Source organism: Pseudomonas sp. H9 (assembly GCF_004353925.1).
In the GTDB taxonomy this organism is placed as follows: domain Bacteria; phylum Pseudomonadota; class Gammaproteobacteria; order Pseudomonadales; family Pseudomonadaceae; genus Aquipseudomonas.
This window is the reverse complement of sequence record NZ_SMOK01000044.1, coordinates 1-18,438: the sequence shown is the minus strand read 5'-3', so window position 1 is coordinate 18,438 and position 18,438 is coordinate 1. Positions and strand designations below refer to the sequence as shown.

The 18,438-nt window shown below is 59.1% G+C and carries 21 protein-coding genes and 1 rRNA gene; 8 read left to right on the top strand and 14 right to left on the bottom strand.

What is annotated here, in order from left to right; translation table 11 throughout:
• Positions 1-36 precede the first annotated feature (36 nt).
• Positions 37-252: a hypothetical protein gene (locus E1573_RS24400; RefSeq protein ID WP_133217100.1), complete on the top strand. Its 216-nt coding sequence runs from the start codon at positions 37-39 to the stop codon at positions 250-252.
• Between the two features lie 8 nt (positions 253-260).
• Here E1573_RS24400 and E1573_RS24395 read toward each other — a convergent pair whose 3' ends face one another.
• Entirely contained in the window at positions 261-473 is a 213-nt protein-coding gene (locus E1573_RS24395; RefSeq protein WP_133217099.1) for a hypothetical protein, read from the bottom strand.
• Positions 474-788: 315 nt separating this feature from the next.
• Here E1573_RS24395 and E1573_RS24390 point away from each other — a divergent pair, with 315 nt between their 5' ends.
• Positions 789-1,259, top strand: coding sequence for a hypothetical protein (locus tag E1573_RS24390; RefSeq protein WP_133217098.1), 471 nt, complete (start codon positions 789-791; stop codon positions 1,257-1,259).
• Positions 1,256-1,468, top strand: coding sequence for a hypothetical protein (locus E1573_RS24385; protein WP_133217097.1), 213 nt, complete (start codon positions 1,256-1,258; stop codon positions 1,466-1,468). Before E1573_RS24390 ends, E1573_RS24385 begins: the two co-directional genes overlap by 4 nt.
• Here E1573_RS24385 and E1573_RS24380 read toward each other — a convergent pair whose 3' ends face one another.
• The 7 genes from E1573_RS24380 to E1573_RS24350 form a co-directional block, all read right to left on the bottom strand.
• Positions 1,469-1,834 (bottom strand): Na+/H+ antiporter subunit G, encoded by a 366-nt coding sequence (locus tag E1573_RS24380; protein WP_133217096.1) that lies wholly within the window; start codon positions 1,832-1,834, stop codon positions 1,469-1,471. It abuts the gene before it with no gap.
• Positions 1,831-2,109, bottom strand: a complete 279-nt coding sequence (locus E1573_RS24375; RefSeq protein ID WP_133217095.1) for a K+/H+ antiporter subunit F — start codon at positions 2,107-2,109, stop codon at positions 1,831-1,833. The genes E1573_RS24380 and E1573_RS24375 overlap by 4 nt, the downstream gene beginning before the upstream one ends.
• On the bottom strand, positions 2,106-2,594 hold the full coding sequence (locus E1573_RS24370) for a Na+/H+ antiporter subunit E (RefSeq protein ID WP_133217094.1): 489 nt from the start codon (positions 2,592-2,594) through the stop codon (positions 2,106-2,108). Before E1573_RS24370 ends, E1573_RS24375 begins: the two co-directional genes overlap by 4 nt.
• Positions 2,591-4,273 carry a monovalent cation/H+ antiporter subunit D gene (locus tag E1573_RS24365; RefSeq protein ID WP_133217093.1) on the bottom strand — a complete coding sequence of 561 codons (1,683 nt, stop codon included), beginning with the start codon at positions 4,271-4,273 and terminating at the stop codon, positions 2,591-2,593. Before E1573_RS24365 ends, E1573_RS24370 begins: the two co-directional genes overlap by 4 nt.
• Entirely contained in the window at positions 4,270-4,614 is a 345-nt protein-coding gene (locus tag E1573_RS24360) for a Na+/H+ antiporter subunit C (RefSeq protein ID WP_133217092.1), read from the bottom strand. Before E1573_RS24360 ends, E1573_RS24365 begins: the two co-directional genes overlap by 4 nt.
• Positions 4,614-7,529, bottom strand: coding sequence for a monovalent cation/H+ antiporter subunit A (locus E1573_RS24355; RefSeq protein ID WP_133217091.1), 2,916 nt, complete (start codon positions 7,527-7,529; stop codon positions 4,614-4,616). Before E1573_RS24355 ends, E1573_RS24360 begins: the two co-directional genes overlap by 1 nt.
• A gap of 149 nt (positions 7,530-7,678) precedes the next feature.
• Entirely contained in the window at positions 7,679-8,626 is a 948-nt protein-coding gene (locus tag E1573_RS24350; protein ID WP_133217090.1) for a DMT family transporter, read from the bottom strand.
• A gap of 83 nt (positions 8,627-8,709) precedes the next feature.
• Between E1573_RS24350 and E1573_RS24345 the strand changes: the two genes are divergently transcribed.
• Positions 8,710-9,273, top strand: coding sequence for a helix-turn-helix domain-containing protein (locus E1573_RS24345; RefSeq protein WP_133217089.1), 564 nt, complete (start codon positions 8,710-8,712; stop codon positions 9,271-9,273).
• A 49-nt stretch (positions 9,274-9,322) separates the two neighbouring features.
• On the opposite strand, the gene E1573_RS24340 is transcribed toward E1573_RS24345, so the two are convergent.
• On the bottom strand, positions 9,323-9,880 hold the full coding sequence (locus tag E1573_RS24340; RefSeq protein WP_133217088.1) for a cysteine hydrolase family protein: 558 nt from the start codon (positions 9,878-9,880) through the stop codon (positions 9,323-9,325).
• Between the two features lie 109 nt (positions 9,881-9,989).
• On the opposite strand from E1573_RS24340, the gene E1573_RS24335 reads away from it, so the two are divergent.
• Positions 9,990-10,967 (top strand): GlxA family transcriptional regulator, encoded by a 978-nt coding sequence (locus E1573_RS24335; RefSeq protein WP_133217087.1) that lies wholly within the window; start codon positions 9,990-9,992, stop codon positions 10,965-10,967.
• A gap of 26 nt (positions 10,968-10,993) precedes the next feature.
• Here the strand turns inward: E1573_RS24335 and soxR are convergent, their stop codons facing one another.
• A complete protein-coding gene (gene soxR / locus E1573_RS24330) occupies positions 10,994-11,464 on the bottom strand; it encodes a redox-sensitive transcriptional activator SoxR (protein WP_133217086.1) in 471 nt (156 codons plus the stop codon).
• A gap of 88 nt (positions 11,465-11,552) precedes the next feature.
• Here soxR and E1573_RS24325 point away from each other — a divergent pair, with 88 nt between their 5' ends.
• On the top strand, positions 11,553-11,936 hold the full coding sequence (locus E1573_RS24325; RefSeq protein ID WP_133217085.1) for an antibiotic biosynthesis monooxygenase: 384 nt from the start codon (positions 11,553-11,555) through the stop codon (positions 11,934-11,936).
• Here E1573_RS24325 and E1573_RS24320 read toward each other — a convergent pair.
• Together E1573_RS24320 and E1573_RS24315 are read right to left on the bottom strand one after the other, a co-directional pair.
• Positions 11,912-12,682, bottom strand: coding sequence for a S9 family peptidase (locus tag E1573_RS24320; protein WP_133217084.1), 771 nt, complete (start codon positions 12,680-12,682; stop codon positions 11,912-11,914). The two genes, E1573_RS24325 and E1573_RS24320, sit on opposite strands and share 25 nt — an antisense overlap.
• The gene (locus E1573_RS24315) at positions 12,669-13,784 is read right to left on the bottom strand and encodes a DUF3182 family protein (RefSeq protein ID WP_133217083.1); all 1,116 of its coding nucleotides are present in this window, start codon (positions 13,782-13,784) and stop codon (positions 12,669-12,671) included. The genes E1573_RS24320 and E1573_RS24315 overlap by 14 nt, the downstream gene beginning before the upstream one ends.
• 454 nt (positions 13,785-14,238) lie before the next feature.
• On the opposite strand from E1573_RS24315, the gene E1573_RS24310 reads away from it, so the two are divergent.
• Positions 14,239-16,047, top strand: a complete 1,809-nt coding sequence (locus E1573_RS24310) for an aminopeptidase P family protein (RefSeq protein ID WP_133217082.1) — start codon at positions 14,239-14,241, stop codon at positions 16,045-16,047.
• A gap of 62 nt (positions 16,048-16,109) precedes the next feature.
• Here the strand turns inward: E1573_RS24310 and E1573_RS24305 are convergent, their stop codons facing one another.
• A complete protein-coding gene (locus E1573_RS24305) occupies positions 16,110-16,391 on the bottom strand; it encodes a hypothetical protein (protein ID WP_133217081.1) in 282 nt (93 codons plus the stop codon).
• Positions 16,392-16,574: 183 nt separating this feature from the next.
• A complete protein-coding gene (rhtA, locus tag E1573_RS24300) occupies positions 16,575-17,462 on the bottom strand; it encodes a threonine/homoserine exporter RhtA (protein ID WP_133217176.1) in 888 nt (295 codons plus the stop codon).
• Positions 17,463-18,081: 619 nt separating this feature from the next.
• On the opposite strand from rhtA, the gene E1573_RS24290 reads away from it, so the two are divergent.
• Positions 18,082-18,438: ribosomal RNA gene (locus tag E1573_RS24290) — 16S ribosomal RNA — on the top strand; the annotation flags it as partial.

Here is an 18,438-nt window from a genome sequence, read left to right as displayed (position 1 = left end):
CATCGTTAGGTTGCTAATTAAATTCCGGAGGGGATTATGAATAGCCAAGTCGATGTTGCCGTCATGATTGGCAGTGGCGTGCCAGTGTCTCTGCAAGCCCAGGGCAAGCGCGTGTGCTGGGTGGTTTTGGTTAATGGTGAGCGGCGAGGCACGGCGTTTGGCAGCCGCGATGAAGCTGTCGAGTGTCAGAATGCATGGCTGAAGCAGTTGCAGGGTAAGCAACGGCCCGGAGACGTACGCCAGGCCGTTTGAAGGAGCGCTCAGCGCTCCAGTGTTCGAGCCAGTTCGCAGGCATCGATATGTCGGCAGCGGAAACCCTTGACCTGTCCGGTCGCATGTTCGGTGACATGAAAAAAGTTAATGCCGGCCGGAACCACAACGTGGCGTTTATTGCTTACGGATTTGTCCCGGTTTCTATTGTCGGTGTAAGAAATGCGGCTTGCCTCTCGACGGATTTCGGTGTTTTCGTGCATATTCCTTCCCTGCGATGTGTAGATTAGATCCAGGCACCCGTTCTGCCGAGGGGCCAGGACGTATCTATCGCACTTTCCTGACAGATTTGATGTCAGAAAGAACGTTTCCATTGACGGAAATCTGCCGAATGCCTGTCGTGAGGCCAGAGCTGGCTCGCAGGGGTGATAAATCCTGCATGCTGCACGGCTCGTCCGCACAGACATTTCGTGCATCTACCCATTAGTCTTTCAGACTTCGACATTGAAGTGACGTGCCTTCATGGAGCCGTGGTGCTCTTGCGGGGGCGTCGTGTAATCGGTTTGAGGAATTCTTCATTGGCAGTCAGTAATCTGGATACACATGCCCTGTTTGTGCTGGGCGATCTTAGGGCCAAATTGGTCAAACAGTTTCAATCGCGTTTTGTGTATGTCACCGAACAAAACGCTGAAGGCCTATACATGGCCGAAGTCGACACTGAAACAGCCATGGTTGTCGATGACAAACAACGACTGGAACTGAAAGTCGGCGATCATTTTCGCGCCGCAGTGTTGCCCAGCCGTGAGGGTGGCAAACTCGAAGTTCGTTTCCGCGACATCAAACTGACGGTTTATGGCCTGGGTGACTATGCGTTCGTTTCAGTGCCTGAAGGCGAAGGCATTGTTTTGCGTGAAGGCCAGGGGGTGGTGATGATTTTTGCTGCTCACCAACAGCTGCAGGAAGGCTTGAGCAAAATTCTCAAGGCAGCCACTGGCAAGGCAGCCAAATGGCGCAAAGGCGAGCTGACCACGTTCAAGGCCAGCGAATGAGTGATTCGGCACATGCGCCACAGGGGCGTGCCGACTTCCATGCCCGGCACCAGGCCAAGGCGCGCGAGCAAGCCGAGCGGTGGCTAGCCGAGCGCGAGCGCTTGCAGGGCGCATGGTTCGACTGGGTGGCTACCCAGTTGTATCAATTGAGCCCGCCTGAGTATGCAGCCATGGTTCGTCGCGAGCTGCAGGCGTTGACGCAGCAGTGATCAGTGGCCTCGGTCCCGACCGCTGCTGATTTCTTCGGGCACCTTGTCTCCCGCCATGCGCTTGCGAAACAGCGCCGCGCGCGCCAGCAGCAGTGTGGTGACGGGTACAGTGATTGCCATCAGAATCGGGATCAGCCAGGCGTGCAGCACAGGTTCATGCTTGAGCATCGAGAAGTACAGGATCGATGCCAGGGCCACGCACCAGGTACCCAGTGTGGAGGCCAGGGCGGGCGGGTGCATGCGCTGAAAGAACTCTTTGAGGCGAATCAGGCCCAGGGCACCACTCAGGGCAAACAGGCTGCTGAGCAGCAATAGCGCCGCAACCAGCACCTCAACCCACAGTGGAAGTTCGTTGACGTTATTCATTCGATCACCTCGCCACGTAGCAGGAACTTGGCCAGGGCAAACGAGCCGACAAAGCCGAACAAGGCAATCAACAACGCGCCCTCGAAGTAGGTGTCACTGGCATAGCGAATGCCCAGCACCAACATCATCAGCATTGCCAGGATGTACAGGTAGTCCAGCGCCAGGACGCGGTCCTGGGCTGAAGGGCCGCGAAACAGCCGGTACAGGGTCAGGGCCATCGCCAGAGCAAAGATGAACAGGCTAATGAGAATGGCGTTGGCAAGCAGGCCTGTCATTCGAAAATCTCCATCAGCGGACGTTCGTAAGTCTGTTTGAAGTGGTCAATGAACTGCGCCTCGTCGTCCAGATCGAATACATGCAACAGCAGGATACTGCGATCCAGCGCCAGCTCTGACCAAATGGTGCCCGGGATCACTGTGGTGATCATCGACAAGGCTGCCAGGCCGTGGGCATCTCGCAGGTCCAGAGGAATTTGCACGAAGCGCGAGCGAGGTGCGCGGCGTTTGGCTGTCCAGACGCCACGTGCGACTTGCAGGTTCGATACCAGTACATCAGCACCTACGCGCAAGATCAGGCGCAGGACTGTCCAGGGGTGACGGATGCGTGCCGACACCGGGCGCAGGGGCGCCATCAGCAGGGGCGCAAACACGCCCAGGAGCACACCCAGCAACAGATTGCCCGGACTGATCGAAAGGTTTAGCACCAACCACAACAGGCACAGCGACACCGACAACAGTGGAGCGGGAAACATGCGTTTCATGGTTGCACCTGTGCGCTGACGGCCTGGCTGGTAGGGCCGGGGACTGGCCGGGTGCTGAGCACGGCACTGACATACTGCTCGGGGTCTTGCAGGCTGGCTGCGGTGTCCTGCGTATAGCGCAGCAGGGGTTCGGCACGCACGCTCAGGGCAATGCACAAGCCGAGCAGGACGACAATCGGGATGCACTCGTAATACCGCAACGCTGGCGATGGGCGCTCCTGCGGTGTCCAGAAGCGTTGGATGCCGACGCGGGTCAGGGCAATCATCGACGCCAGGCCGGAGAGAATCAGCAGTGCCACCAAGGCCCAGCCTTGCACGGAAAGCGGTTGCTCGGGCGTGCTACCCAGGCCCAGCGGGTTGAACAGGGCAGAAATCAAGCTGACCTTGCCGATGAAACCCGAGAGTGGCGGCATGCCGATGATCAATAAGGCGCAGGCGATAAAACTTAACCCGAGGAAGGCCATCGTCCAGGGAATGATCTGGCCGACAACAGCATTCTGATCATCGTCGAGGTTGATACCTTTGGGTGGATGCAGTGATTCCAGCGGCGAGGGGTGGCAATCGTCATCATCCATGGGCAGTTCATTGGCCGAGCGCGAGCGCTCAATCAACTCGGCCAGCAGGAACAGGGCGCAGAGCGCCAGGGTCGAGCTGACCAGGTAGAACAGCGCGCCGGCCGTCAACGCCACCTGGCCGAACCCGATGGCAGCCATGAGGGTGCCAGCCGAAGCCAGGATGCTCAGGCCGGCCATGCGCTCCAGGCGTTGAGCGGCCAGAATCAGCACCGCAGCACAGCCCAGGGTGGCGAGGCCGCCATAGACCAGCCAGTCGCCACCAAAGAACGAAGAGGCACCGGCCTGGCCGGAAAACAACAAGGTCCACAGGCGCAACACGGTGTAGGTACCAACCTTGGTCATAATCGCAAACAAGGCGGCTACGGGTGCGCTGGCGGCGGAATACGCTGGCACCAGCCAGAAGTTCAGCGGCCAGATCCCGGCTTTGGCCAGAAAAGCAATGGCCAGGATCGCCGCGCCGGCATGCAGCAAACCGCGGTCGGCTTCAGGCACCAGCGGGATTTTCAGCGCCAGATCAGCCATGTTCAATGTGCCGGTGACACCGTAGAGCATTGCGGCACCGACCAGGAACAGCGAGGAAGCGAACAGGTTGATAGCGATGTAATGCAAGCCTGCCTTGACCCGCGCCCGCCCGGAGCCATGCAGGAGCAAACCGTAAGAGGCAGCCAGCAATACTTCGAAGAACACGAACAGGTTGAACAGGTCGGCAGTCAGGAAGGCACCGTAAAGGCCCATCAGTTGAATCTGGAACAGTGCGTGGAAGCTCGCCCCGGCGCCATCCCAGCGGGCCATGGCGAAGAGCAGGGCGCTGACGCCGACAATGCCGGTCAGCACCAGCATCAGTGCCGAAAGCCGATCGACCACCAGGACGATGCCGAATGGCGCTGGCCAGTTGCCCGGCAGGTAGACACCGATCGAACTGGCCTGACCCTGTGCCTGGACCCATACCAGCAGGGCAATCGAGATAGCCAGCCCGAGGAGGCTGGAGAACAGATTGAGGCGGGCCTTCAGTGGCCTGCGCTTTTCGCCCAGCAACAGCATCAGTGCTGCGGTGAGCAGCGGCAGCAGGATCGGCGCAATGATCAGTTGATTCATGAAACTCATTCGTTGGGCTCCCGGCCATCCACGTGGTCGGTACCGGTCAAGCCGCGCGATGCCAGCAGCACCACCAGAAACAGTGCTGTCATGGCAAAGCTGATGACGATGGCGGTGAGCACCAGCGCCTGAGGAAGCGGATCGGTGTAGTTGAGCAGGTCGTGAGGGACGCCCTCCTTGATGACCGGCTCCTTACCAATGAACAGGCTGCCCATGCTGAAAATGAACAGGTTTACCCCATAGGACAGCAGGCACAAACCCATCACAACCTGAAAGGTTCGCGGGCGCAGGATCAGCCAGACACCGGAGGCCGCGAGTACGCCGATGGCAATTGCAATGACTTCTTCCATCAGGCGGCTCCTGTCTGAGTGGCTTTGGGTTGGTTGGCCGGACGGTGTCCGCGTACCGATTGGTGCGCCAAGGCAGTGAGAATCAGCAAGGTCGAGCCGACTACGACGGTGAAAATACCGACATCGAAAAACAGTGCGCTGGCCACATGAATATCACCGAGCACCGGTAAGTGCAGGTGGGCGGTATGCGTGGTCAGGAACGGATAGCCAAGCAGCATTGCTCCGGCGCCGGTCAACGTCGCGCAGAGCAGGCCTGTGCCCATCCAGCGTAGCGGGCGCAGGCTCATCTGCGCTTCTACCCACTGGGTGCCGGCCACCATGTACTGCAAGATAAAGGCAACCGACATCACCAGGCCTGCGACGAAGCCGCCACCTGGTTGGTTGTGCCCGCGCATGAATAGGTACATCGACACCACCAGGGCAATTGGCAACAGCAGGCGCACCAACACCGCAGGCACCATCATGAACCCCAGTGCCGTGTCTGCCGCCTGGCGCGGGTTGATCAGGTCGGTCACCACATCAGGGGCCAACAGGCGCTGCTGGGCAGGCAACTGCATGCTTTCGCGGGGTGGGCGGAAGCGTCGCAGCAAAGCGAACACCGCCAGCGCCACGGCCACCAGCACCGTTACTTCACCCAAGGTATCGAAACCACGGAAGTCGACGAGCATCACGTTGACCACGTTGCTGCCGCCACCTTCGGGCAAGGCCCGGCTCAGGTAGAACGAAGAAATATCGTTGGGCGTCGGGCGGGTCAGCATCGCGTAGGAAAGCAGCGCCATGCCGCCGCCAACCAGTACAGCAAGAACCAGGTCGCGCAGGCGTCTGAGGCGTGCCTGCTCCTGGGTGCCGGAGACAGGCGAAACGCCCTCGATACGGCGTGGCAGCCAACGCAGGCCGAGCAGGATCAGTACCGTGGTCACCACTTCAACCGCCAGCTGGGTCAGGGCCAGGTCGGGTGCCGAGAACCAGACAAAGGTGATGCAGGTCATCAAGCCGCAGACACTGACCATGGTCAGCGCTGCCAGACGGTGGTATTTGGCTTGCCAGGCAGCGCCTACAGCGCAGGCAATGGCGATCAGCCAGAGGGTGACGAATACCCCCGAACCCGGGATTTTCGGACGGTCACCCCAGCTCAGGCCGCTTTGCAGCATCGGCAGCAGGCCTGCCAGAAATGCCGCCAGCACCAGCATGAACAGTTGCTTCTGCAGGCGTCGGGTGGTCATCACCCGTTCGAAGCGCCGCGCCGCGCGCATCAGCAGTACCTGGCAGTGTTCGAAAAGGCGCTTGCCATTGAAGCGCTCGATCAATGGCGGTTGAGGGAAGCGCCCCAGCTTGAGCTGGTTGCGCAGCAGCAGGTAAAGCACGATGCCGCCGCTCATGGCGATCAAGCTCATGATCAGCGGGGCGTTCCAGCCGTGCCAGATGGCCAGGCTGTATTCGGGCAGGGTGCCGCCGACCACTGGCAGGGCCGCAGCAGCCAGCAGCGGGCCGACCGACTGAGCGGGGAACATGCCCACTACCAGGCAGGTGAGCACCAGCAATTCGACCGGGGCGCGCATCCAGCGCGGTGGTTCGTGGGGAGTATGGGGCAGGTCGGTGGCCGGTGGGCCGAAGAACACGTCAACGGTGAAGCGCAGGGCGTACGCCACGCTGAAGGTGGCCGCCACCGTGGCGATCACCGGCAAGGAAGCTTCGATCCAGGCGCTGGAGCTGATGAACACGGTTTCGGCAAAGAACATTTCCTTGGACAGGAAACCGTTCATCAACGGCACGCCTGCCATCGAGGCACTGGCTACCATGGCCAGGGTCGCGGTGAAGGGTAGCAGGCGGTACAAGCCGCTGAGGCGACGGATATCACGGGTGCCGCTTTCGTGGTCGATGATTCCGGCCGCCATGAACAGCGAGGCCTTGAAGGTCGCGTGGTTGAGAATGTGGAATACAGCCGCTACGGCTGCCAAGGGGCTGTTCAGGCCCAACAGCAACGTGATCAGGCCGAGATGGCTGATGGTCGAGTACGCCAGCAGCCCTTTGAGATCGTTCTGGAACATGGCCGCGAAGGCACCCAGCAGCAGGGTGCAGGCACCGGCGCCGCCGACGATCCAGAACCATTCTTCGCTGCCGGAGAGTACGGGCCACAGGCGTGCCAACAAGAACACCCCGGCCTTGACCATGGTCGCCGAGTGCAGGTAAGCCGAAACCGGTGTGGGGGCTGCCATGGCATGGGGCAGCCAGAAATGGAAAGGGAACTGTGCGCTTTTGCTGAGTGCGCCGAGGAGAATCAGGGGGAGCAGGACGGGGTACAGGGAGTGATTGCGAATCAGCTCGCCGGCAGCAAGGACCTTGTCCAGGTCGTAGCTGCCGACCACATGGCCGAGCAGCAGCACCCCTGCCAATAGGCACAAACCGCCCGCACCGGTGACCATCAGGGCCATGTAGGCGCCGCGTCGGGCGTCGGCGCGGTGGTGCCAGTAGCCGATCAACAAGAACGAGAAGACGCTGGTCAGCTCCCAGAAGAAGACGATCTGGATCAGGTTGCCGGAAATCACCAGGCCAAGCATGGCGCCCATGAAGGCCAGGAAAAAGGCGAAGAACCGGGGCACCGGATCTTGTGGCGACATGTAGTAGCGGGCGTACAGTGACACCAATGTACCGATGCCCAGCACCAGCAGGGAGAACAGCCAGGCGAAGCCGTCCATGCGCAGGACCAGGTTCAGGCCCAGGCTCGGCAGCCACAGGAACTCTTCGCGAATCACACCACCATGGGCGATCTGCGGGTACAGCATAGCGACCTGGACGGTGCCCACCAAGGCGACCAGCCCGGCAAGCAACGACTCGCTGTTGCGGGCATTGTGCGGCAAGACAGCCGCCAGGCAGCTGCCGATAAACGGCAGAAGCAGTAGCACTATCAAGGACATAGATTTCTAATCTGCAGAAGTTTGTAAGGGATCATACGTGGCGTACCGTCGATCACCAACACACAAGCTGTGGCAGAATTCTACAAACCCGGTGTATCAAACGAATTTTTTATAACAGTTTTTTTCAAAGGATAGACTGGATTTGGCCGTTAGCCTTCGGCTTCGCGCCCTTGAACGGCTGCTTGCACTGCGTCGTCGGTTTGACCCCGGCGTTTGATTTTCAGTTCGCTGACGATCACCGCGATCACAATCAGCAACCCGCCGAACAAGGCAATACCGGGCAGCCGCTCACCTGCAACCCGGCCGACGATTCCGGCCCAGACCGGCTCACCTGCATAGATCAGGGTGGCCCGCGTCGGCGAAACCGACTTTTGCGCCCAGTTCATGGCCACCTGAATGACAGCACTCATTGCCCCCAGACCCAGGGCGCTGAGCAGCAGCAGCCAGGAAAAATCGGGCAGTGGCTCCTGGGTCGGCACCACCATCATGAACGACAGTATCGACGCGGTTGCCAACTGCACCACCGTCACCCGGCGCACATCGACCTTGCCGGCATAGCGGCTGATCAGGATGATTTCAGCAGCGATCGCTACGGCACTGATCAACGTAACGATCTCGCCGGTACTGAACTGCAGCGATCCGCCTTCAGGGCCGGCCAGCAGCATCAGGCCGACAAAAGCCAGACCTATGCCGAGGCTGGGCATAAGCCCGGGGCGACGCCCCAGTACCAGCCATTGCAGTAAAGGTACAAAAGGCACGTACAAGGCTGTGATAAACGCCGACTGACTGCTGCTGATGGTCTGCAGCCCGTAGGTTTGCAAGCCGTAGCCCAGCATGATCGACACACCGATCAGCACCCCGGCCTTGAACTCGGTTGCAGTCAGCCCCGACAGAGCACGGGCAGAGACCAGGCCGACAAACAAGGTGGCGGCGGCAAAACGCAGACCGACGAAGAACATCGGCCCACTGACGGTCATGACGTTGTGCACAAGCAGAAAAGTGCCGCCCCAGAGCATGGTGATAAACACCAGAACCAATTCGGCTTTACTGAGCCGGAAGGAGACGGAGGGGCGTTCTGCACTGTTGATCGAGTTCATGGCCTTGCACACGGAAGAGGGGCGACGCACAATTGCGGCGAAGTGGGCAGTATACTGCGCAAACCCAATCTGTGAGCAATATAGTGCACAAAAACACCAGCCAACGTGCCTCCGTCCTACAGCATGTCAGTCAGAATATTCGTCGCCTGCGCCTTGCCGCTGAACTCAGCCAGAGTGCCCTGGCGGAAAAGTCCGGTGTCAGTCGGCGAATGCTGGTTGCCATTGAGGCCGGGGAAAACAATGTCAGCCTGACGACTCTGGACCGCCTTGCCGAGGCGCTGGACGTAGCATTCAGCGACTTGATCCAGGCGCCTGACCATCGTGACCCAAGCCGTATCAACGAGCTGGCCTGGGCCGGTGTTCATCCCGGCAGCAGGGCCGTGTTGCTGGCCAGCTCCGTTGCCAGTCGTGAAGTGGAGTTGTGGGAATGGCGCCTGGAACCGGGCGAGGTGTACCAGTGTGAGGCAGACGCCGATGGCTGGAGCGAACAGCTTTATGTGGCCGAAGGGTGTCTGACCTTGGTCCTTGGTGATCAGTGCCATCACTTGCAGGCGGGCGATTTTTTCAGCTATGCCAGTAACTGCATTCACGCCTATCGCAATGAAGGTGCAGTGGCCACGCGTTTTGTGCGTAACGTCGTGATCTGATCGCCGCAGTGCGGGGCAGGCCGGAGAGTGGGCGTACCCCGCCACGGGTTTAGCGCGAGTGAGCTGCCAGGTAGTCCTCGGTGCTGACCACTTGGGCATAGGCAAATGCCAGAGCGGCCATGTAGGCAGCATGCACTTGAGCCGCCGGAACGCTCACCCCATTGAACTCCAGGTCGCGGGTGGCGCAGGCATCATGAATGACGGTAACGCTATAGCCGAAGTCGGCAGCGGCACGAGTGAAACCGTCGATGCACATATGGCTCATGCTGCCGACCACCGTTACCGCCTCGATACCGTGCTCGTCCAGTAACGCCTTGAGTTCAGTGTTCAGGAATGAGTTGACCTTGTGCTTGAGTACGACGGGTTCATGTGCCAGCGCCGCGACTTTGGGGTGAATGCGCGCGCCTTCCGATCCAGGGGTGAAGAAGGGCGCATCAGGTGATTCGAATTCATGACGCACATGCACCACCAGGTCGCCTTTGGCCCGTGTCGCAGCGAGGATGCGAGCGGCATGGTCGGCGGCGCGATCCGCACCCTCAAGCGTCCATTTGCCACCTGGGAAGTAGTCGTTCTGAATGTCGATTACGATCAGTGCGTGCTTGCTCATGGTAAAAGCCTCTTTGCTGGGAGAGTGGTTGTGAGGTGGTGATAGTTATAGGCTTGAGCAGTACATTTGCAGATTGGCGCGAACGACAAATTGGCGGGAAAAACTGACAATGGACAAAGGCGGCAACACCCTGGAGATCGGTTTGCTGGTCTATCCCGGTGCTCAGGCGGCTGCGGTGCATGGGTTAACCGACCTGTTTGCCATCGCCAATCGCTTGCGCCTTGAACTGGGAGCGCTGGAGCGGCCGGCGTTGCGTGTCAGCCATTGGGGTGAAAACGCACAGCGGCAGTTGGCGGTCGTGTTCGATAGCCAACCGGGCAGCTATCACCAACCTCGGGTCATGATCATCCCGCCCAGCCTGACTCAGGCGCCTGCGCCTGAACTCCTCGAACGCTATCGCCAGGACCTGTGTCGTTGGCATCGCGAAGGTGCGTTGCTGGTTTCAGTCTGTGTCGGAGTGTTCTTCATCGCTGCCAGTGGCCTGCTTGACGGTCGACCAGCTACGACGCACTGGAACTTCGCACAGTCGTTGGCCGAGCGCTTTCCGGCGGTGAACGTCGAGGCCAACCTGCCGGTGCTCGATGACGGTGACATCATTACTTCCGCCGGGCTGATGGCCTGGACTGACCTGGGCTTGAAACTGGTTGAGCGGTTTCAAGGCGAAACCCTGGCCGCTGAAACCGCGCGTTTTCTGGCGGTAGAGCGGGTCAGCGGCGGAGCGCCAGGCAGTGTCTTCAGTCCACGCCTGGATCACGGCGATGAAGCGGTACTCAAAGTGCAGCATTGGTTGCAAAGCAGCGGTGCGCGGGATGTGAACCTGAAGGACATGGCCGATTGTGCCGGCCTGGAATCACGTACCTTCCTGCGCCGATTTCGCAGTGCCACTGGCCTCAAGCCGACCGAGTATTGCCAGCAAGTACGGGTTGGGCGAGCCTGCCGGATGCTGGAGTTCACCAACCGCAGTATTGATCAGATTGCCTGGGGTGTGGGGTATCAGGACCCTGGGGCCTTCCGCAAAGTGTTCTACAAAGTGACCGGGCTTGCCCCAAGCGATTATCGGCGTCGCGTGATGGACAGCGTCGGCTGACAAAGCCTCCGGTTGCCGACGTCAGTTCATTCGGCCAGTTCCGGGCCGGGTTGTAGCAGCTGAGGCCCCGGTCCATGCTCGCTCAATTGGTCATTGCAATTGCGCAGTGGGCAACTTTGCAGCGAAAGGCATCCGCAGCCGATGCAGCCGTCGAGCTGGTCGCGCAGCATCAACAATTTGTCGATGCGTTGATTCAGGTCCTGGCGCCACTGCTCAGACAGTCGTTGCCAGTCGGCAACGCTGGGTGCGCGACCGACCGGCAGTGTCTGTAACGCAGCATGAATGGTGGCCAACGGGATGCCCAGGCGCTGGGCCATTTTGATGACAGCCACGCGTCGCAGGGTTTCACGCGGATAACGCCGCTGATTGCCGCTGCTGCGGGTGCTATGGATCAGACCCTTGCTTTCGTAGAAGTGCAGTGCGGTAACTGCTACTCCGCTGCGGGCCGCCAGTTGCCCAACGGTCATGACCTTCTCGGCGGTGCAAGGTTGCGTCATGGTGATAATTCTCTTGACCTTGAGTTAACTCGAGGTTTTACCCTGCCTGCCGTTGTACCGCAAGTTCAATGACAGGGAGTACATGCCCATGATGGTTTCTGAGCGCAGTTTGTGCTTTAACCAGATGATCGAATTCGAAGTGATACCGGCCCATCAGCGCGCCCTGGCGCAGGCGCTGACTGAGCGCAGTGAAATGCTGGCCTCACAGCATCAAGGCTTGTTGGGCGCAAGTATCCAGGCCAGTGTCGATGGCAGTCGTGTAATGCAATACCTGCAATGGCAGTCGCGTAGCGCCTGGGAAGCGGCGGCCAGCAGTTTTGAGCAGGAGCCCTTCCTGCAACTGATCCGCCAGCATCAAGCGAAAGGCGTGAACTTCGCCGCGTTCCAGACCCTGAGCAGCCTTGTGCGCACCAGCACAGAAGGCCTGCATTGTCAGTTACCCGTTGCTCAGGAGTACCAAGGGGAATGGTGAGGGTAGCGATTGAGGCGCGCACCGATGACCATCTCGCTGATCCAGGCATTGAGAATCGAGCTATAGGCTTTTTGGCTGCGATCGTTGGACAGTGCATGATCGGCACCGTCGACGATTCGGTGGGTGAGTGAGTGTGCGCTGACGAAGGCCGAGCGGTAGCTCATCAAGGTGCTGTGTGGCACATAATCGTCCTGTTCTGACTCCACCAGCAGCACGTCGCCGGCGAACTCGGCGCAGGCGCCCAGTGCGCGGTTGTCGGCCGGTCCCAGGGCAAGTCGGCGATAGTCGCTCAGGCGTTGGCGATCAAGGCCCTGTTTGGGCTGTGACCATTCATCATCCCAATACAGTGCGGGCACCCGCAGGGCTAGCCACTTAACTGGTCGCAAGGCCGTCAGCAGCGTGGCCAGGTAGCCACCATAGCTGCTGCCGATCACGGCAATGGCCTGTGCGTCGACGGCGGGGTGACTGACCAGCCGATCATAGGCCGCCAGCAGGTCGGCCAGATTGTGTTCACGGGTGACGCTCAGGCGCTGGCTTGCGGTTTTCTCGTGACCGCGAAGGTCAAAGGTCATGCACACGCAACCCAAGCCGGTAATGTGCTTGGCCCGTGCCAGGTCGCGCTGCTGGCTGCCTCCCCAGCCGTGAACGAACAGTATGCCCGGCACTGTGTCGCCGGGGCTGAGGAGGGTGGCGGCGATGCACTCATCATCGACCTTGATCTCGATGGCTTCACTATGGATGGTCATAGTCGCGCAGTCGTGCATATTTGCAGAGTCGTCCGAGTTCACGGTCATCCCCCTCATAGAAAATAGTTGCATCGGCGGGTACCTCGGGTACGCCGAAAACTTCATGGGTGGAGGCGCGGACGCGCATCAGCGCCGGATCAGCGGCAAATGCCTGCAACGCGAGTATTTCAGCGCTGCTGGCACCGCCGATGCGCCACGACTGTTCGAGCACGCCACTGCGTGCTTTATCCTGACTGTTCAGGCCGCGGGCAACGTCATAGTTGCGACGAGAGGCAACAAAGCCAGGAAAGTTTTGCATCGCCGCCTGTTCATAGAGCCTGGCCTGGGTGATGGCCAGTCGCAGAGGGTCTTCCAGCTCGAGTTGCAGCAAGCCGTCATAGTCGCCCCGCACCAGAACCAGGTCCGAGCCACCATAGATTTCTTCGCCACTGTGGTCGCGAGTCAACTGTTGGGTGCCGTAGTAACTGCACAACAAGCCTGCGACCTGGACCTGGCCGACGCTGAAGGTCTGCACCTGGGTCAAGTTCTCTTCTAGTGTGAGCCCCCAGAGCGCCAGCTCTTTTTCGTTCAGCTCACTGAGTGCCTGTTCGACTTCCGCCATCGAAGTGACCACCGATTGCCCGCGTCCTGCTGTGGCCCGTACCGGTTTGATCCGTAACGGGCCGTCCTGCAGCAGCAGTACCGCAGCGCTGCGGGCATCTTCCAGGCTGAACACCGTGTAGCCACGCAGTAACGCATCACTGGCCTGGCGGGCAAAGTCATCGGTCCAGCCGAGGGGGTAGCGGGCACTGGCGGGCAACGGATGGGAAATCGCCTTGGTGGCCATGTAGGGCCTGGCCACCATACCGCCGAACAGGTCCCGATCCGAGACGATGCCCATCTCCTGGTAGCGCGCCGGGTCTATCAGGGTCTCGGTGGGCAGGTAATAGAAGTTGTCGTGCGCCGCAGGCGGCGTCGTGGGCTCAACCACTTGGGTGTTGAGCAACTGCGCCAGCCGTTCAGCCAGCTTCAGGTGCACGGCACGCTCATGGTCGGGGGTGTGTTGGCGAGTGTCGAGCAGCACAACGCCCTGTTTGTGGTCAGTAGAACGCGGCATGGGCATTACCTCGGCGGCGTCTCGTCCCGGGGGATATGGAGGTTTCCCCACATAAGGACTGTACAGTTGTGAAGGCTGACGAAGCCGGAAGTTCACTGGTAGCGAATGTAACTTTGTTTTGGTTATATAAATATAAATTACAATAATTTATCGTTCTATTTGGTGGTGGGGCACTCTGAGGTCACGTTCAGCCTCCCTTTCATAGCCGGGGTGGCTTGTAAACTCGACATGGACCACCACAGAGCCTGCAGCGATGAACAACTTGCCGTTGTATTTCGACTACGCCGCCACGACACCCATCGACGAGCGCGTCATCCAAGTGATGTTCAAGGCTTGATCAGGCCGCAGCCGCAATTAAAGCTTCGTTACAGGCGCAACCCTTCTGGGCAGTTGCCGGGGGCTGAAGCCTGTTCCATTATCTGCGGCGATAACAACGGATGCCGTGGTAGCAGGAGTCAGCATGAACACTCATTCTTCAATGCAGGGCGTGGTGAGCGCACGCCTGGCAGCAGTACGTCAGGCCATGAACCGAGAAGGGATCGACGCTTTGCTGGTGCCGTCGGCTGATCCGCACCTTTCCGAATACCTCCCGGAGTACTGGCAGGGCAGGCAATGGCTGTCCGGCTTCCTAGGTTCGGTCGGCACGTTGATCGTGACGCCGACATTCGCTGGTCTGTGGGCTGACAGCCGATATTGGGAGCAGGCCGAGAAAGAACTCGCCGGTAGCGGCATTGAGCTGATGAAACTACAACCCGGCAAACCGGGGCCGTTGGAGTGGCTGGGCGAACAGATCAAAGTAAATGGTGTGGTCGCCGTTGATGGTGCAGTCATGGCGTTGGCATCGGCGCGGCAGTTGCGTGAGCGTCTTGCTGCCCGAAACGCACGTTTACTTACCTCCAAAGACTTGCTTGAGCTCGTCTGGGAAGGACGTCCGTCGTTGCCAGGCAACCCGGTGTATGCCCACCTGCCACCGGAGGCGACGGTCAGTCGCGCTGAAAAGCTCGTGCAGTTGCGTCAGGTGATGCGGGAGCGCGGTGCTGACTGGCACTTCATTGCCACCCTTGACGATATCGCCTGGTTGTTCAATTTGCGTGGTAGCGACGTTCCCTATAACCCGGTGTTTGTCTCGTTTGCGCTGATCGGCCAGGACAAGGCAACGCTCTTCGTTGCCCCCGGCAAGCTGGATGAAGCCGCGTATCGAGCGCTTGAAGCGGATCAGGTAGAGGTACGCGACTACGCGGCCATCCATTCGGCATTGGCCGCTATTGCGGCAGGCAGCCGTTTGTTGATCGACCCGGCAAAGGTCACCCAAGGTTTGATCGACAACGTGTCGGCACAGGTGCAATGTGTCGAAGGCCTCAATCCCACCACGCTGGCCAAGTCACAAAAAAGCGCCCAGGACCTCATTCACATCCGTAATGCCATGGAGCAGGATGGTGCGGCGCTATGCGAGTTCTTTGCCTGGTTCGAAGCCGCGCTGGGGCGAGAGCCAGTATCCGAGTTGACCATCGATGAACAGCTCAGTGCGGCTCGTGCCCGTCGCCCGGGCTTCGTGTCGTTGAGTTTTTCGACCATTGCTGCGTTCAACGCCAATGGCGCCATGCCGCACTACCGTGCAACCGAAGCGTCCCATGCGCAGATCGAAGGTGATGGCCTGCTCTTGATTGACTCAGGGGGGCAGTACCTGGGTGGTACCACAGACATCACTCGCATGGTGCCGGTGGGGGCGCCGAGTCTGGTGCAGAAGCAGGATTGCACTCGAGTACTTAAAGGGGTGATTGCCCTGTCCCGTGCTCGCTTTCCACGGGGCATTCTTTCGCCGTTACTCGATGCGATCGCCCGCGCGCCAATCTGGGCGGATCAAGTTGATTACGGCCACGGCACAGGGCACGGAGTTGGCTATTTCATGAATGTGCATGAGGGGCCGCAGGTCATTGCCTATCAGGCTGCCAGCACACCGCAGACAGCCATGCAGGCCGGGATGATCACCTCCATTGAACCGGGCACCTATCGTCCAGGACAGTGGGGCGTACGCATCGAGAACCTGGTGTTCAACCGCGAGGTGGGGCGTAGCGAGTTCGGTGACTTCCTTGAATTTGAAACCTTGACCCTGTGCCCGATCGATACGCGTTGTTTGCTGCGTGAGCTATTGAGTGAAGGCGAGATCAGCTGGCTCAATACTTACCATCAGCAGGTGCGCGAGCGTCTGGCGCCGTTGCTCGATGGGGCTGCGCTGCAATGGTTACTGACCCGCACCGAGGCGATCTGATTCCGGGGGTGCGTACATGCATAAAGGGCAGCCATCTGGCTGCCCTTTATGCTGAGAGATCTTTATTTGCAGAGTACGATCATGCTGCGACTGGTGTATCCGGCGGGATTAAGCCCGAACAAGTAATCGCCGGGCTCGGCGTCATCGTCGCCAGAGCGGGCGATGACTTTGTAATTCTTGTCGCCGCAGGCTGTGGTCGCTTTTTTGTAGCATTGATCCCAGGATGACGAGAGGCCAGAGCAATTGATGTGCAGGCCTTTCTTACCGCGCTTGACTTCAGTTTTTGCAGTCGCCGCGCATCCGGCAATGGCCAACATGGCCAGGATGAGCAAAATTCGTTTCATTCCCGTCCTTAATACGTGCCGGATCTCTCGCCCGGGTCTGTTTCTGTCGCCCCTTCCTGATGCTCTTGTGCGTCCCTGTCTTGTCAATTAGATAACATAAAGGTTGACGTTCCATGACAGCTTAAAGATCGTGGATGCGCGTTACAATGACCAGCTTTGATTTAAATGAAAATATTTCTCAAATCAGTCGGCGGCGACCAGTGCCGGGCTTTCCTTACGCATTGACAGCGTCGCCCCCACTGAGGCGGTGATAATTGCGCCGATGGCCAGCCATTGTGCAACGCTCAGCACTTCTCCCAGGAACAACAATCCCGAGAGCGCACCAAAGGCAGGCTCGATACTCATCAGCGTACCGAAGGTCTTGGTGGGCATACGTGTGAGTGCCACCATTTCCAGGCTGTAGGGCAGGGCAGTGGACAGCACAGCGACACCCAGGGCGATCGGGAACAGCGTTGGTGTAAGCAAGGCGCTGCCTGCATGGGCAATGCCAATCGGCGCAACGAAGAGCGCTGCGATCATCACGCCGAGTGCGGCGGTCTGAATGCCGTTTTCGGCCCCTGCCTTTTGGCCATACAGGATATACAGCGCCCAGCACACGCCGGCGCCCAGCGCATAGCCGGCACCCACCAGGTCGATGCCGCCCCCGGTCTGGCCGATGGGAATAAGCAGCAGCAGGCCAACCACTGCCAGTGCGACCCAGAAAAAGTCCACTGCTCTACGAGAGGCATACAGGGCCACGGCGAGGGGGCCGGTGAACTCCAGGGCCACGGCGATACCCAGTGGGACCGTGCGCAGCGACATATAGAAAAGCAGGTTCATGCCGCCCAAGGCCACGCCATAGATGATAACGGTGCGCAGGGTGCTGGCAGTGAGCCGTGCACGCCAGGGGCGTAGCAACAGCAACATGATCACACTGGCGAAGATCAGGCGCAGAGTGGTTGTGCCTTGCGCGCCAACGACCGGGAACATGCTTTTGGCCAGGGAGGCTCCGGATTGTATAGATGCCATGGCGATCAGCAGCAGGCCGATGGGAAATAATGTTGCGGCCAGGCTGCGGGGGTGAGCGTTCATTGTGGAGGAGGGGTCCTTATATAGAGGTAGGGCGCACAAGGTCGACGACTGCGGCGTATGATGCGCAAAGCGGGAATATTGAGCAATATAGTGCGCATTATTCTTTTGTTGGGGATTTCCTGAAATTAAGCTTGACGCCCCCTCAGATCTCTCTATAATTCGCCCCACTTCCGGCGCAGTCGGAACGGAAAACTCCTTGAGATTCAATGAGTTAGATGTTCCAGGCGGTACCGAAAGGGCTTCGATCGAAAGATCGGCAGCGGTGAAAAAGGTGGTTGACAGCGAATTGAAACGCTGTAGAATTCGCCTCCCGCTGACGAGAGATCGCAGCGAGTTAAGCGGTTGAAGTTGAAAGAGAAATTCTGAAAAACTTCAAAATAAACGCTTGACACACTCTGAGGAAAGCGTAGAATGCGCGCCTCGGTTGAAGCGAAAGACTTCAGCCAAACGCTCTTTAACAATCGAATCAAGCAATTCGTGTGGGTGCTTGTGACTCGGACTGATAGTCAAAAAGATTATCAGCATCACAAGTGACTACACGGAAATCGAAAGATTTCAAATTTAGTCATTTGAGATTGCTGAGCCAAGTTTAGGGTTTTCTCAAAACCCAAGCAGTATTGAACTGAAGAGTTTGATCATGGCTCAGATTGAACGCTGGCGGCAGGCCTAACACATGCAAGTCGAGCGGATGAGAAGAGCTTGCTCTTTGATTCAGCGGCGGACGGGTGAGTAATGCCTAGGAATCTGCCTGGTAGTGGGGGACAACGTTTCGAAAGGGACGCTAATACCGCATACGTCCTACGGGAGAAAGCAGGGGACCTTCGGGCCTTGCGCTATCAGATGAGCCTAGGTCGGATTAGCTAGTTGGTGAGGTAATGGCTCACCAAGGCGACGATCCGTAACTGGTCTGAGAGGATGATCAGTCACACTGGAACTGAGACACGGTCCAGACTCCTACGGGAGGCAGCAGTGGGGA

Coding starts and splice junctions, on each gene's coding strand:
- E1573_RS24400 (WP_133217100.1), top strand. CDS start 37: ATGAATAGCCAAGTCGATGTTGCCGTCATGATTGGCAGTGGCGTGCCA.
- E1573_RS24395 (WP_133217099.1), bottom strand. CDS start 473: ATGCACGAAAACACCGAAATCCGTCGAGAGGCAAGCCGCATTTCTTAC.
- E1573_RS24385 (WP_133217097.1), top strand. CDS start 1,256: ATGAGTGATTCGGCACATGCGCCACAGGGGCGTGCCGACTTCCATGCC.
- E1573_RS24380 (WP_133217096.1), bottom strand. CDS start 1,834: ATGAATAACGTCAACGAACTTCCACTGTGGGTTGAGGTGCTGGTTGCG.
- E1573_RS24375 (WP_133217095.1), bottom strand. CDS start 2,109: ATGACAGGCCTGCTTGCCAACGCCATTCTCATTAGCCTGTTCATCTTT.
- E1573_RS24370 (WP_133217094.1), bottom strand. CDS start 2,594: ATGAAACGCATGTTTCCCGCTCCACTGTTGTCGGTGTCGCTGTGCCTG.
- E1573_RS24365 (WP_133217093.1), bottom strand. CDS start 4,273: ATGAGTTTCATGAATCAACTGATCATTGCGCCGATCCTGCTGCCGCTG.
- E1573_RS24360 (WP_133217092.1), bottom strand. CDS start 4,614: ATGGAAGAAGTCATTGCAATTGCCATCGGCGTACTCGCGGCCTCCGGT.
- E1573_RS24355 (WP_133217091.1), bottom strand. CDS start 7,529: ATGTCCTTGATAGTGCTACTGCTTCTGCCGTTTATCGGCAGCTGCCTG.
- E1573_RS24350 (WP_133217090.1), bottom strand. CDS start 8,626: ATGAACTCGATCAACAGTGCAGAACGCCCCTCCGTCTCCTTCCGGCTC.
- E1573_RS24340 (WP_133217088.1), bottom strand. CDS start 9,880: ATGAGCAAGCACGCACTGATCGTAATCGACATTCAGAACGACTACTTC.
- E1573_RS24335 (WP_133217087.1), top strand. CDS start 9,990: ATGGACAAAGGCGGCAACACCCTGGAGATCGGTTTGCTGGTCTATCCC.
- soxR (WP_133217086.1), bottom strand. CDS start 11,464: ATGACGCAACCTTGCACCGCCGAGAAGGTCATGACCGTTGGGCAACTG.
- E1573_RS24325 (WP_133217085.1), top strand. CDS start 11,553: ATGATGGTTTCTGAGCGCAGTTTGTGCTTTAACCAGATGATCGAATTC.
- E1573_RS24320 (WP_133217084.1), bottom strand. CDS start 12,682: ATGACCATCCATAGTGAAGCCATCGAGATCAAGGTCGATGATGAGTGC.
- E1573_RS24315 (WP_133217083.1), bottom strand. CDS start 13,784: ATGCCCATGCCGCGTTCTACTGACCACAAACAGGGCGTTGTGCTGCTC.
- E1573_RS24310 (WP_133217082.1), top strand. CDS start 14,239: ATGAACACTCATTCTTCAATGCAGGGCGTGGTGAGCGCACGCCTGGCA.
- E1573_RS24305 (WP_133217081.1), bottom strand. CDS start 16,391: ATGAAACGAATTTTGCTCATCCTGGCCATGTTGGCCATTGCCGGATGC.
- rhtA (WP_133217176.1), bottom strand. CDS start 17,462: ATGAACGCTCACCCCCGCAGCCTGGCCGCAACATTATTTCCCATCGGC.